The organism is Rhodanobacter sp. UC4443_H10 (assembly GCF_052978325.1).
Map to the genome: position 1 here is coordinate 721,844 of NZ_CM129668.1, position 15,561 is coordinate 737,404.

A 15,561-nucleotide genomic window follows, 5' to 3' on the forward strand; every position below is an offset into this window, starting at 1 on the left:
AGCCTGCTTCCCCTAGTTGCCGAACAGTCGATAGCCGCCAAACAGCACGATCACGCCGATGATCATGGCGAACGCGTAGTGGTAGAGGTAACCGGTCTGGAGTCTCCGCAGCAATGCCGCGCCGCGATGGACCAGCCGCACCGACCCGTTCACCGCCACGCCGTCGATCACGCCGGCGTCGCTGAACTTCCAGAACAGGCGCCCCATCTTCTGCCCGCCGCTGGCAAACAGCGCGTACTCCACTTCATCCGCCCAGTACTTGCGGTCGAGCACCGTCCACAATGGCTTGAGCGCCTGCTTGATCCGACCGGCCAGCGCGGGATTGAACACGTAGATGTAGGTACAGATCACGAAGGCCGCCACCACCAGCAGGAACGGCAGCTGGGTGAAGCCGTGCAACGCCATCACCGCCGCGCCATGGAACTCCTGGCCCAGCTCGGCCAGCACGTTGTTGGCCTCGCCCACGTGGATCGCGCTGCCGAACCAGTTGCCGAACAGCATCGGCGCCACGGTGACGTAGCCGATCAGCAATGACGGGATCGCCAGCAGCACCAGCGGCACGGTCACCACCCACGGCGACTCCTTCGGCGCATGCGCCAGCACGCCCGGTTCATGGTGATCGTGATCGTCATGACCGTGACCATGCGAGGCGACGACAGTGAAGCGTTCCTTGCCGTGGAAGGTCAGGTACATCTGGCGGAACGTGTACAGGCCCGTGACCAGCGCACCGGCCATCACGCAGAAGTACGCATAGTTGGCGCCCCAGCGATGCGACAGGCCGACCGCCTCGATGATCGCATCCTTGGAGTAGAAACCCGAGGTGAACGGCACCGCCACCAGCGCCAGCGAGCCGATCCACATGGTGATCCAGGTGATCGGCATGTACTTGCGCAGGCCGCCCATGTAGCGCATGTCCTGCTCGTGGTGCATGGCGATGATCACCGAGCCGGCACCGAGGAACAGCAGCGCCTTGAAGAAGGCGTGGGTCATCAGGTGGAATACCGCGCCGGAGTACATCGACACGCCCAGCGCCACCGTCATGTAGCCCAGCTGCGACAGCGTCGAGTACGCCACCACGCGCTTGATGTCATTTTGGACTATGCCAATCAACCCGGTGAACAGCGCAGTCGTGGCGCCGATCACCAGCACGAAGCTCAGCGCAGTCGAGGACATCTCGAACAGCGGCGACATGCGCGCCACCATGAAGATGCCGGCGGTGACCATGGTCGCGGCATGGATCAGCGCCGAGATCGGGGTCGGGCCTTCCATCGAATCGGGCAGCCACACGTGCAGCGGCACCTGTGCCGACTTGCCCATGGCGCCGACGAACAGCAAGATGCAGATCACGGTCGCCGCATCCCACTGCGTGTTCGCGGTGATCTGCAGCGTCTGGCCAGCCAGCCCCGGCGCCGCGCTGAACGCACTGGCGTAGTCCAGCGTGTGCAGGAAGGTCAACACCGCGGCAATGCCCAGCAGGAAGCCGAAGTCACCCACACGGTTGACCAGGAACGCCTTCAGGTTGGCGAAGATCGCGGTCGGCCGCTTGTACCAGAAGCCGATCAGCAGGTAGGACACCAGGCCCACCGCTTCCCAGCCAAAGAACAGCTGCATGAAGTTGTTGCTCATGACCAGCATGAACATCGAGAAGGTGAACAGCGAAATGTAGCTGAAGAAGCGCGTATAGCCCGGGTCGTCGCGCATGTAGCCGATGGTGTACAGGTGCACCACCAGCGAGACGAAGCCCACCACCACCAGCATCATCGCGGTGAGCCTGTCCACCATGAAACCGACGCTGGCGTTGACTTGCCCGATCTGGAACCAGGTGTAGAGGTTCTGGTTGTAGTTGTCCGCGCCGCCCACGGTGAGCTGGTACAGCACATGGAACGACAGCGCGACCGACACGATCATGCACGCGATGGTGACGGTGTGGGCGACCGCGCGACCCGCGCGGCCGAGGAACGGGCTGACGAAACCGGCCACCAGCGAACCGAGCAGCGGCGCCAGTGCGATGGTCAACAGGACGCTCGTGGAAAGACCCATGGGTTCAGCCCTTCATGCTGTCGATGTCGGCGATATTGATCGTGCTGCGCGTACGGAACAGCAGGACCAGGATCGCCAGGCCGACGGCAGCTTCCGCCGCAGCCACGGTGAGGATGAAAAACACGAACACCTGCCCCGACACGTCGCCCAGGAAGCGCGAGAACGCGACAAAATTCATGTTGACCGCAAGCAGCATCAGCTCGATCGACATCAGCAGCACGATCACGTTCTTGCGGTTGATGAACAGCCCGGCCACGGCGATGCAGAACAGCACGGCGCCGAGCACGATGTAGTGTGCGAGCGAAATCATGGCTTGGATTCTCCTGCGGTGCCCTCGTCGGCGGCGGCCGGCGTCGGGCGTACGGCGTCCATCTTGACGATGCGCACGCGATCGCGCGGATCGACCCTGACCTGCCGGCTGGCGGATTCGTAACGCGCACCGCGACGTTCGCGCAGGGTCAGCGCTACCGCAGCCACCAGGCCCACGGTGAGCACCAGCGCAGCCACTTCGAACGGCAACAGGAATTTGGTGTACAGCGCCTGGCCCAGCCACGCGGTGTTGGACATGCCGGCCACCGCAGCCGGGTCAGCGCCCAGGTCGCGCGCATGCATCGCCCGCACGCCGATCAGGCCGAGCATCTCGACCAGCATCACGATGGCCACGATCACCCCGACCGGCAGGAACTTCACGAAACCCTCGTGCATTTTCTCCAGGTCGATGTCGAGCATCATCACCACGAACAGGAACAGCACCATCACCGCGCCGACGTAGACCACCACCAGTGCCAGCGCGAGGAACTCGGCGTCCAGCAGCATCCACAGGCAGGCAGCGCTGAAGAAGGTGAGCACCAGCGCGAGCACGGCGTGCACGGTGTTCTTCAGCGTGATCACCGAGAGCGCCGCCGCCACCGTGACGAGGCTGAAGGCGTAGAAGCAGATGATTTGCAGCGTTTGGGGATTCATCGAAGGGCCTCAGCGGTACGGCGCATCTTGGGCACGATCCGCAGCGATCTGCTGTTCGAAGCGATCGCCGATGGCAAGCAGCTTCTGCTTGTCCACCACGTTCTCGCCGCGATTCTCGAAGTGGTATTCGTGGATCGAGGTCTCGACGATCGAGTCGACCGGGCAGCTCTCCTCGCAGAAACCGCAGTAGATGCACTTGAACAGGTCGATCTCGTAGCGCGTGGTGCGGCGCTGGCCGTCGCTCTCTCGCGGAGCCGAATCGATGGTGATCGCCAGCGCCGGGCAGACCGCCTCGCACAGCTTGCAGGCGATGCAGCGCTCCTCGCCGTTCGCATAGCGGCGCAACGCATGCAGACCGCGGAAACGATTCGACTTCGGGATGTGCTCCATCGGGTAGCGCATGGTGTACTTGGGCTTGAACATGTAGCGCATCGTCACGCCCATGCCGGCAACCAGCTCCGCCAGCATCAAACTCTTCAAATAACGGGTTACCGCGTTCATGGCTTACGCTCCCACCCCGATGCTGACCAGGTCGTAGTACTTCAGCAGACCGGCGACGAACACCCAGGCAATGGCAATGGGGATGAATACCTTCCAGCCCAGGCGCATGATCTGGTCGTAGCGGTAGCGCGGGAACGTGGCGCGGAACCACAGGAAGAAGAACGACATCACGAACGCCTTGATGAACAGCCAGATGAAGCCGCCTGCCCCCAGCCAGCTGATCCAGCCGGGCGCGTCGGCGGAGATCCAGCCCTGCAGCGGGCTGAGCCAGCCGCCGAGGAAGAAGATCGCCGACAGGAAGCTGACCAGGATCATGTTGGCGTATTCGGCCAGGAAGAACAGCGCGAAGGCCGACCCGGAATACTCCACGTGGAAGCCGGCGACGATTTCCGACTCGCCTTCGGCCATGTCGAACGGCAGGCGGTTGGTCTCGGCCACGCCGGAGACGAAATAGATCACGAAGACCGGCAGCAACGGCAGCCAGAACCAGTCGAACAAGCCCTTGCCGCCGGCCTGCGCGTTGACGATTTCGCTGAGGTTGAGGCTGCCGGCCAGCACCATCACGCAGACCAGGCACAGGCCCATGGCCAGCTCGTACGAGATCACCTGGGCCGCCGAACGCATGGCGCCCAACAGCGCGTAGCGCGAGTTGGACGCCCAGCCTGCGATGATGATGCCGTAGACGCCCATCGAGGTCATCGCCAGCAGGTAGAGGATGCCTGCGTTGGCGTTGGAGAGCACCATCTTGCCGCTGAACGGGATCACCGCCCAGGCCGCCAGCGCGGGGACCAGCCCGATCAGCGGCGCCAGGAAGTACAGGAAGCGGTTGGCCTTGGTCGGCAGGATCACTTCCTTGATCAAGAGCTTCACCACGTCGGCGAACGCCTGCAGCACGCCGCCGGGGCCGACCTTGTTCGGTCCCATGCGCACGTGCATCCAGCCGATGACCTTGCGCTCCCAGTACACGAACATCGCCACCGCGATCACCAGCGGCAGCACGATGCACAGGATGTAGATCAGCGGCCACATGACCTGGTTGATGAGTTGATCAGCCATGATGCCTATGCCTTGCTCAAGGTGATGGCTGCGCCGTGCGGCGGCAGCGTGGCGGTAAGGTCTTGGGCTGCCTCGATCCACACGGCGCCGTCGGGCACGGCCGCATCGACCAGCACCGGCAACTGCACCTCGCCGATGCGCGCCTGCGCGCCGGCGGTCAGGCCTTGCCGCCCCGCCTCGGCTTCATTGAGGCGGATCGCCGGCGCACGATTGAGCGGGTGCGCATTGAGCGCGGTGGCCCGGCGCAACACCGCATCGACGCGGTAGATCGGCCAGGTGGCCAACCGGGTCAGCGCGGCAGGCGCCGCACGCGTCGACAGGCCCTGGCGCGCTGCCTGCGCGCGCGCGCCGATGCCGTCGCGCAGACCGGCGATGTCGTCGAACTCGAAACCGGCCAGCTGCATCGCCCCGCCGAGCGCACGCAGGACCTTCCAGCCCGGCCGCGCCTCGCCCGGCGCCTTGGCACCCGCGATCACGCCCTGCGCCAATCCGTCGACGTTGACCAGGGTCGCGTCGATTTCGGCCAGCAGTGCAATCGGCAGGATGACGTCCGCCACCTCGCGCAGCGCGGCACCGCCGAAGGCGCTGAACGCCACGACCTTGTCAGCGCCGCGCAGCGCCTTCAGCGCCGCGGCGCCATCGGCGAAGTCGTGCGGCGGCTCGACGCCGTACAGCAGGTACGCCTTGCGCGGCTGCGCCAGCATGGCCTGGGCATCGAGCCCGCCATTGCCCGGCACCACGCCGATGCGACCCAGGCCGATGGCGTTGGCGCCCACCGGCACCTCATTGACGCCGGCACCGGTGGCTTCGCCGATGAAGTGCGCGATCGCGCGCAGCCACGAGGCCTGCGGGTGTGTCGCGGCGGCTTCGCCGAGGATCACCGCCGAGGTACCCGCCTTCAGCGCGGCAATCACCCCACCATCGCCCTGCCCGCTGCGGGCGCTGTCCAGCGCACCGGCCAGCGATGCCGGCGCCGTGGCACCGGCTTCCACTGCAGCCTTGGCCAGCCCCAGCATGGCGTCGACCAGCGCTTGCGGAGCGACGATCGTCTCGCCCGCCAGCTTGTAGTTGAAATCGAAACGAGCCGGATTCACCACGAAGACGCGCGCGCCCTTCTTGGTCGCCTGGTGCAGCCGGTGATTGACCAGCGGCAGTTCCTGGCGCAGGTCCGAGCCGACCAGCAAGGCGGCCTGTACCCTTTCCAGTTCGGCGACCGGCATGCCGAACGGTACCGCCACGGCGTGATCGGCAAAATCGAGCTGGCGCAAACGGTGGTCGAGGTGGGCACTGCCCAGGCCACGCGCCAGGCGCACCAGCAGGTCGCCTTCCTCGTTCGAGATCGACGGGTGCGCCAGGATGCCCAGCTCGCTGCCCGGCGCCTTCTTCAGTGCCTCGCCGGCGAACGCCAGCGCGTCCTCCCAGGTGGTGTCGTGCCACTGGCCGTCGCGCTTCACCTGCGGAGCATGCAGGCGATCGGGGGCGTACATGCCCTGGTGGCTGTAGCGGTCGCGGTCTGACAGCCAGCACTCGTTGATCGCCTCGTTGTCGCGCGGCACCACCCGCAGCACCTCGCCGCGGCGCGTGTGCAGCCACAGGTTGGAACCCAGCGCGTCATGCGCGCCGATCGACGGCTTGGCGATCAATTCCCAAGCGCGCGCCTTGAACTGGAACACCTTGTCGGTCAATGCGCCGACCGGACAGACGTCGATGATGTTGCCGGACAGCTCGGTTTCCACCGTCTTGCCGATGTAGGTGCCGATGACCTGGTCCTCACCGCGGCTCATGCCACCCAGCTCGTAGGTGCCGGCGATCTCGCTGGTGAAGCGCACGCAGCGCGTGCAGTGGATGCAGCGCGTCATCTCGGTGGCCACCAGCGGCCCGATGTTCTCGTCGGCCACCGTGCGCTTGCGCTCGGTGAAGCGCGACACGCTGCGACCGAAGCCCAGCGCCACGTCCTGCAGTTCGCACTCGCCGCCCTGATCGCAGATCGGGCAATCCAGCGGGTGGTTGATCAGCAGGAACTCCATCACGTCGCGCTGGTATTGCAGCGCGAGCTTGGAGCGGGTCTGCACCTTCATGCCCTCGGTGACCGGGGTGGCGCACGCGGGCAGCCCCTTGGGCACCGGGCGCCCGCCCATCTCCACCTCGACCATGCACATGCGGCAGTTCGCGGCGATCGGCAGCTTGCGGTGATAGCAGAAACGCGGGATCACGACGCCGACGGCATCGGCTGCCTCGATGATCATCGCATTCTTGCGGATCTGCACCGGCTTGCCGTCGATCTCGATGCTGACCAGGTCGGGAGCGGTGCTGGTTGGCTGCGTACTCATGCAGCAACTCCTTGGGGAGCAGGGAATGGAGAATGGAGAATGGGAGATGGAAAGGGCCGCCGGATGTCGCGGCGCGATTCCCTGTTCCCGATTCCCGATTCCCGATTCGCGCGGATGGAGAGCATGGTCATGCCTTGACCTCATCGCGCGAATCGACGATCGAGTGTCCGTGCTCCACGTAGTACTCGAATTCGTTCCAGAACCGGTTCAGGAATCCCTGCACCGGCCATGCCGCCGCCTCGCCGAAAGCGCAGATGGTGTGGCCCTCGATCTGCCCGGCGATGGCCTTCAGGCGGTGCAGGTCCTCCTGTGTGCCGTTGCCTTCGACGATGCGGGTCAGCACGCGATACATCCAGCCGGTGCCTTCGCGGCACGGCGTGCACTGGCCGCAGGACTCGGCCTTGTAGAAGCGCGAGATGCGCTGGCAGACCCTGACCATGCAGGTGGTCTCGTCCATCACGATCACCGCGCCCGAGCCCAGGCCGGAGCCGGCCTTCTGCAGGCAGTCGTAGTCCATGGTGCTTTCGAGCATGATCTCGGCCGGCAGCACCTTCATCGAGGAGCCGCCCGGGATCACTGCCTTGAGCTTGTGGCCGTTGCGCACGCCGCCGGCCAGCGCCAGCAGATCCTTGAACGAGGTACCGAGGCGGACTTCGTAATTGCCGGGGCGATTGACGTGGCCGGACACCGAAAAGATCTTCGGGCCACCGTTGTTCGGCTTGCCGAGGTTGAGGAACCAGTCCGCGCCGCGGCGCAGGATCGCCGGCACCGAAGCGTAGGTCTCGGTGTTGTTGATCGTCGTCGGCTTGCCGTACAGGCCGAAATTGGCCGGGAACGGGGGCTTGAAGCGCGGCATGCCCTTCTTGCCTTCCAGCGACTCCATCATCGCGGTCTCTTCGCCGCAGATGTAGGCGCCGGCGCCCAGGGCGGCATGGATGTCCACGTCGATGCCGCTGCCCTGCACGTTCTTGCCGAGCAGGCCGGCGGCATAGGCTTCCTTCAGCGCCGCCTCGAAGTGTTCGAACGGCTCGTGGTGGAATTCGCCGCGCAGGTAGTTGTAGGCCACCGTCGAGCCCGTGCAGTAGCAGGCAATGGCCAGCCCCTCGATCACCGCGTGCGGGTTGTAGCGGAGGATGTCGCGGTCCTTGCAGGTACCCGGCTCGGACTCGTCCGAATTGCACAGGATGTATTTCTGCATCGTGCCCTTGGGCATGAAGGACCACTTCAGTCCGGTCGGGAAACCGGCGCCGCCGCGGCCGCGCAGGCTGCTCTTCTTGATCTCCTCGACCAGCGACGCCGGATCGGGCTTCTCGGCGAGGATCTTGCGCCAGGCCTTGTAGCCGTCGACCTGCTCGTAGCTTTCCATCGCCCACGGCGTGTCGAAGTGCAACGTCGTGTAGACGACCTGGTGTTCCTGGGGTGCGGGTCCGACGGCCATCAGTGACTCCCCTCCGCGCCGTGGGCGGCCGGACCGTCGAGGGTCAGGCCATCCAGGATCGCGTCGAGCTTTTCGGTGGTGAGACGTTCGTGGTAATGCCCGTTGACCGTGGCGGCCGGGGCGTACACGCAGGCGGCGATGCACTCTTCCTCGGCCTTCAGGTAGACGCGCCCGTCGGGCGTGCTCTGGCCCAGCTTGATGCCGAGCTTCTGCTCGCAGTGGCGGACCAGCTCCTCGGCACCGTTGAGCCAGCACGAGATGTTGGTGCAGATAGCCACGTTGTTGCGGCCTACCGGCCGGGTTTCGAGCATCGAGTAGAAGCTCGCCACCTCATAGGCCCAGATGGGCGGCAGGTCCAGATATTTCGCCACCGCGGTGATCAGCTCGTCGGTGAGAAAGCCGCGGTTCTGCTCCTGCGCGCCGAACAGCGCCTGGATCAGCGCCGAGCGCTTGCGATCCGGCGGAAACTTGGCCACCCACGCGTCGATGTGCTTGCGCGTGTGCTCGGAAAGCACGAGGAGTGGATCGACGTGCTTCACCTGGTTGTAGTTGCCGGTGGCTTTCATGGATGGAACTCCGGGAATCGGGAATCGGGGCTCGGGAATCGGCAAAAGCCATCCCGCATCGCGACGATCCCGACTCCGTGACAGCAGTCGTGGCTGGTAGAAACATGAAGGCACGCGCGACCGAGATGCGCTCTGCCCATTCCCGATTCCCGATTCCCGATTTCCCGGATCATCGATCCACCTCGCCGAACACCAGGTCATAGGTGCCGATCATGGCCACCACGTCGGCGAGCATGTGGCCGCGCACGACGGTGTCCATGGAGGAGAGGTGGGCGAAACCGGGAGCACGCAGGTGCACGCGGAACGGCTTGTTGGCACCGTCGGAAACCAGGTAGCAGCCGAACTCGCCCTTGGGCGCCTCGACCGCGCAATAGGTTTCGCCGGCCGGCACGCAATAGCCTTCGGTGAACAGCTTGAAGTGATGGATGAGCGCTTCCATGCTCTCCTTCATCACCTCGCGATGGGGCGGCACGACCTTGTAGTCGTTGAGGATCACCGGGCCGGGATTGGCGCGCAGCCATTCCACGCACTGGCGGATGATGCGGTTGGACTGGCGCATCTCCTCCACGCGGCACAGGTAGCGGTCGTAGCAGTCGCCGTTGACGCCGACGGGGATGTCGAAGTCCACCTCGGCATATTTCGCGTACGGCTGCTTCTTGCGCAGGTCCCATTCCACGCCGGAGCCGCGCAGCATCACGCCGGTCATGCCCCACTGCTGGGCCAGTTCCGGGCTGACCACACCGATGCCGACGGTGCGCTGCTTCCAGATGCGGTTGGTGGTGAGCAGTGCCTCGTATTCGTCCACCTTCGAGGGGAAGTCGGCGGTGAACGCGTCGAGGAAGTCGAGCATCGAACCTTCGCGCCAGCTGTTGATGCGCTTGAGGTCGGCACCCTTGTGCCACGGCGACTCGCGGTACTGCGACATCTGCGCCGGCAGGTCGCGGTAGACGCCTCCCGGGCGGTAGTACGTGGCGTGCATGCGCGCACCCGACACCGCCTCGTAGACGTCCATCAGCTCCTCGCGCTCGCGGAACGCATAGAGCATCACCGCCATCGCACCCAGGTCGAGTGCGTTCGAGCCGATCCACATCAGGTGATTCAGGATGCGGGTGATCTCGTCGAACATGGTGCGGATGTACTGCGCGCGCTCCGGCGCCTCGATCCCCAGCAGAGTCTCGATCGCGCGCACGTAGGCGTGCTCGTTGCACATCATCGACACGTAGTCGAGCCGGTCCATGTAGCCGATCGACTGGTTGAACGGCTTGGACTCGGCCAGCTTTTCGGTGCCGCGATGGAGCAGGCCCACGTGCGGATCGACGCGCACGATGGTCTCGCCGTCCATCTCCATGATCAGGCGCAGCACGCCGTGCGCAGCCGGGTGCTGCGGGCCGAAGTTCATCGTGTAGTTGCGGATTTCCTGGGCCATCTTCAGTTCTCCCGCCACTTGTCGGCGGCTTCAGCCCGGGCCTGCAGCAGGTCGGCGTCGTCACGGATCGTGCGCGGCACCAGCACGCGCGGCTCGATCGACACGGGTTCGTAGATCACCCGCTTCTGCTCGGGGTCGTAGCGCACCTCGACATTGCCGATCAGCGGGAAATCCTTGCGGAACGGATGGCCGACGAAACCATAGTCGGTGAGGATGCGGCGCAGGTCCGGGTGCCCTTCGAAGATGATGCCGAACAGGTCGAACGCCTCGCGCTCGAACCAGTTCACGCCAGGCCACACCGGAGTCAGCGACGGCACCACCGGCAGGCTGTCGTCCGTGCAGAACACGCGCAGGCGCAAGCGACGGTTGTGCTCGATCGAAAGCAGCTGGACCACCGCGGCGAAGCGGCGCGGCTGGCTGTCGCCGCTGGGGCGCTCGGCCCAGCTGAAGCGGCCCAGCGCCTGCCCTTCGACACCGCGCGAGAAACCCGAGCCGCTGACCGTGGTGGTGTCCCACTCGACCTGACCGTAGCCGAGGTAATCGATGCCGCACAGGTCGATCAGCTCGCCGAAGCGGAACGCCGGCTCGTCGCGCAGCGCGATGGCCACCGCAACCAGGTCGGCGGCGGCCAGGTCGGCAATGATCTCGTTGCGCTCGGTGCTGACTTCCAGCGTGTCGCCGAAGCGCGCGACAAGCTGGTCGGCAAGCGACTTCGCGGAGGTATCGGACATGTCGGGCCTCACGAACGCGCGATGGTGCTGGTGCGACGGATCTTCTTCTGCAACTGCAGGATGCCGTGGATCAATGCTTCGGCCGTCGGCGGGCAGCCCGGCACGTAGATGTCCACCGGCACGATGCGGTCGCAGCCGCGCACCACGGAGTAGGAATAGTGGTAGTAGCCGCCGCCGTTGGCGCAGCTGCCCATCGAGATGACCCACTTCGGCTCGGGCATCTGGTCGTAGACCTTGCGCAGTGCCGGCGCCATCTTGTTGACCAGGGTGCCGGCCACGATCATCACGTCGGACTGGCGCGGGCTGGGGCGGAAGATCACGCCGTAGCGGTCGAGGTCGAGCCGCGCCACGCCGGCGTGCATCATCTCCACCGCGCAGCAGGCCAGGCCGAAGGTCACCGGCCACATGGAGCCGGTGCGCGCCCAGTTCATCAGCGCGTCGACGCTGGTGGTGGCGAAGCCGCGTTGCACGACGGGGTTGTCGCCGGCCGGGCGCAGGATGTCGTCGACCAGGTTCAGCGGCTCGGGGTTGTGCATCACCCGGCTGATGGAATCGATCACTCCCATTCGAGCGCTCCCTTCTTCCACACGTAAGCAAAGCCGATCACCAGCAGCAGCAGGAACAGCCCCATCTCGATCAGCGCGATCAGGCCGATCTGCTTGAACACCACCGCCCACGGAAACAGGAAGGCGATTTCCAGGTCGAAGATGATGAACAGGATGGCGAGCAGGTAATAGCGCACGTCGAAGCGCATGCGTGCGTCCTCGAATGCCTCGAAGCCGCATTCGTAGGGGGCGAGCTTCTCCGCCTCGGGGCGACGCGGGCCGGCGAGCAGGCCGACCACCAGCAACACCACGCCAAGGCCGGCGGCAACGGCGATGAACAACAGGACAGGCCAGTATTCGGCGAGCACGATGCAACCTACCTCCGCGCCGCTTGGGCGCATCAGTGACCGGTGGGAACTTGGATCAAGTGCTCACGGTCCGACGACTTCAGTTCGGTGCATCGGCGTGGCCTGGGCCTCCGACTACGCCGGCGGATCGAAGCCACCGGCGCCCGATGTCTCGCAAAACGCGTTTGCGAATCCGCGCATTGTATCAGTGCGATGGGGTACAACAAGCCTTGACGGCTGCTGCGTTGCGAACTAACGCACGGCTTGCGCCGGGCGCGTCACATGGTCTGCGTGGGTCGCTCGGAATTGAGCGTGCCGGCGAGGATGTTCTCGATGCGGCTGCGCGCGGCCTCCGCGTCGCTGGATTCGTTGAAATGGATGCCGATGCCGGCGGTACGATTGCCCTGCGCGCCGACCGGGCTGATCCACACCACCTTGCCCACCACCGACAGCCGCTCGGTCTCGTCGGCCAGGGTCACCAGCAGCACCACCTCGTCGCCCAAGGCATAGGACTGCGCCGTCGGCGCAAACAGGCCGCCATGCTTGAGGAACGGCATGTACGCGTTGTACAGCGACGCCGCGTCCTTGATCTTCAGCGAGATGATGCCTTGCCGGCCAGCCATCGGTTTCATGCCACGCTCCCCGCCGGGCCTGCGTCCCGGTCAACGGCGTCGATCTTAGCAGGTCGGCGCAGCGCGTCAGGCACTGCCGCGCGTCACTGCCCGGTCGTTTCGCCGGCCAGCAGCGACTGCCGTTCGTTGACCAGGTTGCCCCAGGTGGCCGGCGGCGCCCAGCCGGCAACCCATGCCGGCACGGAAGCGGCGGCCATCGGCCGCGATATCGAGAAGCCCTGCAACTGGTGGCAGCCCAGCGACGCCAGCAGATCCCCCTGCACCGGCGTCTCCACCCCTTCGGCGATCACCGCCTTGGCCAGCATGCGCGCGGTGGTGATCACGCCCGCGGCGATCGCCATGTTGCGGTCGTCATGCAGGATGTCGCGCACGAAACTCTGGTCGAGCTTGATGTGCTCGATGTCGAGCTGCTGGATGTGGCTCAGCGACGCCGAGCCCGTGCCGAAATCGTCCAGCCCCACGCGGATGCCGCGCCGCCGGCATTCCTCGATGACCACCTTGGCCCGCGCATGGTCCATGCTTGGCCCGGTCTCGGTGATCTCGATACCGAAGCCGACGTCCATCACGTCAGGATAGGTGTCCAGCGCGGCGTCGATGTCCGCGAAGAACGCCGGGTGCAACAGGTGGCGGGTGCTGATGTTGACCGACACCGGAACGGGCACGCCGGCATGCAACCAGCCCTGGCAGCAGCGCAGCGCCTCGTCCAGCACGTAGCGTCCGATCGGCCGGGCAAGTTGCGGGTCGTCCAGCACGTGCATGAAGTTGGCCGGGCCGATCAGCTCCTGCTCGCGATCGTTGAGGCGCAGGAGTGCCTCCATCCCGGCCACGCCGTTGATCCCGGGCAGGCCGTCGATGTAGACGATCGGCTGGAACAGGAGCTGCAAGCGCGACTGCTGCAGGGCCTGGGCGATCCGCTCGCGCATCGCCTGCAGACGCACCTGCTCCAGCTCCATGGCCGGCTCGTACAGCGAGCCGCGATCCTTGCCTGCCTCCTTCGCCTCGTACATCGCCATGTCGGCGTGGCGGACCAGCCCCTCGGCGCTGGAGCCGTCGAGCGGAAACAGGGTCCAGCCGATGCTTGCCGACAGGAACAACTGCTCCTCGTCCAGGTTGAACGGCACCCGCAGCGCCTGCAGGATGCAGCGGCTGATCACGTCCAGCTGCTCGCGGCTGTCCAGGCCAGGGATCAGCAACGCGAATTCGTCGCCGCCGAGGCGGGCCAGCACGTCGGCGTCACGCAGCATGCCGCGGATGCGCGAAGACGCCTCCGCCAGCACGCGGTCGCCGCCGCTGTGGCCGGCGGTATCGTTGACGCTCTTGAACCGGTCCAGGTCCAGGATGCCCACTGCCAGCAGGGAATCGTCGGCGGTGGCTCGGGTCCGCGCCTGTTCCAGCAGCTCGAACAGCAGCCGCCGGTTGGGCAAACCGGTGACCACGTCGTAGAACGCCAGCCGCTCGACGCGCGCCTCGTGCAGTTTCCGCTCGGTGATGTCGCGCTGCTGCCAGATGCAGCCCTGCGCCACGCCGTCAATGCAGATCGGCATGAAGTCGCGCAGCAGTACGCGCCCGTCGGCCAGCAGCACTTCCTCGTCGCGCGACTCCTCGTTGCGCGCCACGATGCCGGCCATGCGTTCGAGCTCGCGTTCGGGCTCGCAATAGAGATGACTGATGCGCGCGTGCAGCGCGGCCGACGGCAGGCCCTCCAGTTCGCCCGGCGATTCGGCCAGCCCGAACAAGGCACAGAATGCCTCGTTGGCGAACTTCACCAGCCCGTTCGCCGTCGTCACCAGCACCCCGGAATGCTGGTTGGACAGCACCGTGCGCACGTGCTGCAGGTTGAAACGCAGATCGCGCTCGGCCAGCAGCCGCGCCGCGTGCGCCCGCTGCATCTGCATGCCCAGGCCAAGCTCGACCGCCATCTCCGCGAACACCTGGACCTCGACCGGAGTGAATGCGTCGGCCTGGTCGGCACCGACCACGAACACGCCCACCACCGCCTCGCCCACGCGCAGCGGCAACGCCAGCACCGCGCCGTCCCCCAGCGTCGTGCCCGGCAGCGGCCATTCGCGCGGCGCGCCCGCGGCGTACTGGCGAACGCACGGCTCGCCGCGGCGCAAGGCGACGACCGCGGCATCGCCGGCATGCTTCTGCTCGTCCAGGGCGAGGCCCTCCCCCGGCGTCACCACGCCATCCATGCCGGCGTGGGCATGCAGGCGCAAGCTTGTGGCCGCGTCGTCGGCAAACAGGCCGATCCACGCGAAGCGGTAGCCGCCCACGCGACAGGCCACGTCGCTGCTCTCGGCCAGCAGCAGGGTTTCGTCAGCGCTGTGCGTGACCACCTTGATCATCTCGCTGAGCAGACGCAAGGCGCGGCGCTGGCGAGCCTCCTGCTGCACCGAGCGCTGCAACTGATGGCGTTGCGACTGCGCCTCCAGCCCCAGCCCGATGCTCGCGGCGGCCTGCTGCAGCAGCTCGGTCAACCGTGTCGAGAAGTACGCGGGGTCGGATGCGCGGATCACCAGTCCGGCGCGCACCTCGCCGAACACCATCACCGGTATCGCCATCGCGGCGACCACGTCATGGCGCTCGTAGGCGGTGCGCAATCGCTGCAGGCCCGGCACGCGGCGCAGATCCGGCTCGATCTGCGGCACGCCGCGCCAGAACGAGGGCCGCACCAGCGACAGCGGGGTCTGTTCGGGGTAGATGTCCTGCATGTCCGCGGCCACCGCCACCGGCGCCACCCGCTGGAACCATCCGGCCGCGTGGTCGGCCTCGCCGATCATCACCAGCATCGCGCCCAGGCGCCGCTGCAGCACCTCGATGATGGCGTCGTAGAGTTCCGGAGGTTCCACCGCGCGAACCAGCAACTGGCCGATCTCGGACAGCGCCGCGTAATAGCTCTCGCTGGTCGCAGCCGTGGCGCCCGTATTGACCCGCATCGCGTCCGGCTCTTCGAGGTGCATGCCGTCTTCCCCTGCTTGCGCAG

The 15,561-nt window shown here is 66.1% G+C and carries 14 protein-coding genes; all 14 read right to left on the minus strand.

What is annotated here, in order from left to right; translation table 11 throughout:
- Positions 1–12: 12 nt before the first annotated feature.
- Positions 13–2,040, minus strand: a complete 2,028-nt coding sequence (gene nuoL / locus ACVCMB_RS03310; RefSeq protein WP_447106137.1) for an NADH-quinone oxidoreductase subunit L — start codon at positions 2,038–2,040, stop codon at positions 13–15.
- 4 nt (positions 2,041–2,044) lie between these two features.
- Entirely contained in the window at positions 2,045–2,350 is a 306-nt protein-coding gene (nuoK, locus tag ACVCMB_RS03315; protein WP_136257167.1) for an NADH-quinone oxidoreductase subunit NuoK, read from the minus strand.
- A complete protein-coding gene (locus tag ACVCMB_RS03320; protein ID WP_395118598.1) occupies positions 2,347–3,003 on the minus strand; it encodes an NADH-quinone oxidoreductase subunit J in 657 nt (218 codons plus the stop codon). Before ACVCMB_RS03320 ends, nuoK begins: the two co-directional genes overlap by 4 nt.
- A 9-nt stretch (positions 3,004–3,012) precedes the next feature.
- Entirely contained in the window at positions 3,013–3,504 is a 492-nt protein-coding gene (nuoI, locus tag ACVCMB_RS03325; RefSeq protein WP_395118600.1) for an NADH-quinone oxidoreductase subunit NuoI, read from the minus strand.
- A 3-nt stretch (positions 3,505–3,507) separates the two neighbouring features.
- Positions 3,508–4,560: an NADH-quinone oxidoreductase subunit NuoH gene (gene nuoH / locus ACVCMB_RS03330; protein WP_395118602.1), complete on the minus strand. Its 1,053-nt coding sequence runs from the start codon at positions 4,558–4,560 to the stop codon at positions 3,508–3,510.
- 5 nt (positions 4,561–4,565) lie between these two features.
- Entirely contained in the window at positions 4,566–6,890 is a 2,325-nt protein-coding gene (gene nuoG / locus ACVCMB_RS03335; protein WP_447106138.1) for an NADH-quinone oxidoreductase subunit NuoG, read from the minus strand.
- A gap of 127 nt (positions 6,891–7,017) precedes the next feature.
- Positions 7,018–8,328 (minus strand): NADH-quinone oxidoreductase subunit NuoF, encoded by a 1,311-nt coding sequence (gene nuoF / locus ACVCMB_RS03340; protein WP_395118606.1) that lies wholly within the window; start codon positions 8,326–8,328, stop codon positions 7,018–7,020.
- The gene (nuoE, locus tag ACVCMB_RS03345) at positions 8,328–8,894 is read right to left on the minus strand and encodes an NADH-quinone oxidoreductase subunit NuoE (RefSeq protein WP_395118608.1); all 567 of its coding nucleotides are present in this window, start codon (positions 8,892–8,894) and stop codon (positions 8,328–8,330) included. Before nuoE ends, nuoF begins: the two co-directional genes overlap by 1 nt.
- 169 nt (positions 8,895–9,063) lie before the next feature.
- Positions 9,064–10,320 (minus strand): NADH-quinone oxidoreductase subunit D, encoded by a 1,257-nt coding sequence (locus ACVCMB_RS03350; protein ID WP_395118610.1) that lies wholly within the window; start codon positions 10,318–10,320, stop codon positions 9,064–9,066.
- A 2-nt stretch (positions 10,321–10,322) separates the two neighbouring features.
- Complete coding sequence (locus tag ACVCMB_RS03355) at positions 10,323–11,051, minus strand: NADH-quinone oxidoreductase subunit C (protein WP_395118612.1); 729 nt, start codon at positions 11,049–11,051, stop codon at positions 10,323–10,325.
- Between the two features lie 8 nt (positions 11,052–11,059).
- Positions 11,060–11,617: a NuoB/complex I 20 kDa subunit family protein gene (locus ACVCMB_RS03360; RefSeq protein ID WP_008435613.1), complete on the minus strand. Its 558-nt coding sequence runs from the start codon at positions 11,615–11,617 to the stop codon at positions 11,060–11,062.
- Positions 11,608–11,964 carry an NADH-quinone oxidoreductase subunit A gene (ndhC, locus tag ACVCMB_RS03365; RefSeq protein ID WP_395118614.1) on the minus strand — a complete coding sequence of 119 codons (357 nt, stop codon included), beginning with the start codon at positions 11,962–11,964 and terminating at the stop codon, positions 11,608–11,610. Before ndhC ends, ACVCMB_RS03360 begins: the two co-directional genes overlap by 10 nt.
- A 257-nt stretch (positions 11,965–12,221) precedes the next feature.
- Positions 12,222–12,575, minus strand: a complete 354-nt coding sequence (locus ACVCMB_RS03370) for a PilZ domain-containing protein (RefSeq protein WP_136257074.1) — start codon at positions 12,573–12,575, stop codon at positions 12,222–12,224.
- A gap of 83 nt (positions 12,576–12,658) precedes the next feature.
- Positions 12,659–15,538: a sensor domain-containing phosphodiesterase gene (locus ACVCMB_RS03375; protein ID WP_395118616.1), complete on the minus strand. Its 2,880-nt coding sequence runs from the start codon at positions 15,536–15,538 to the stop codon at positions 12,659–12,661.
- Between the last annotated feature and the right edge of the window lie 23 nt (positions 15,539–15,561).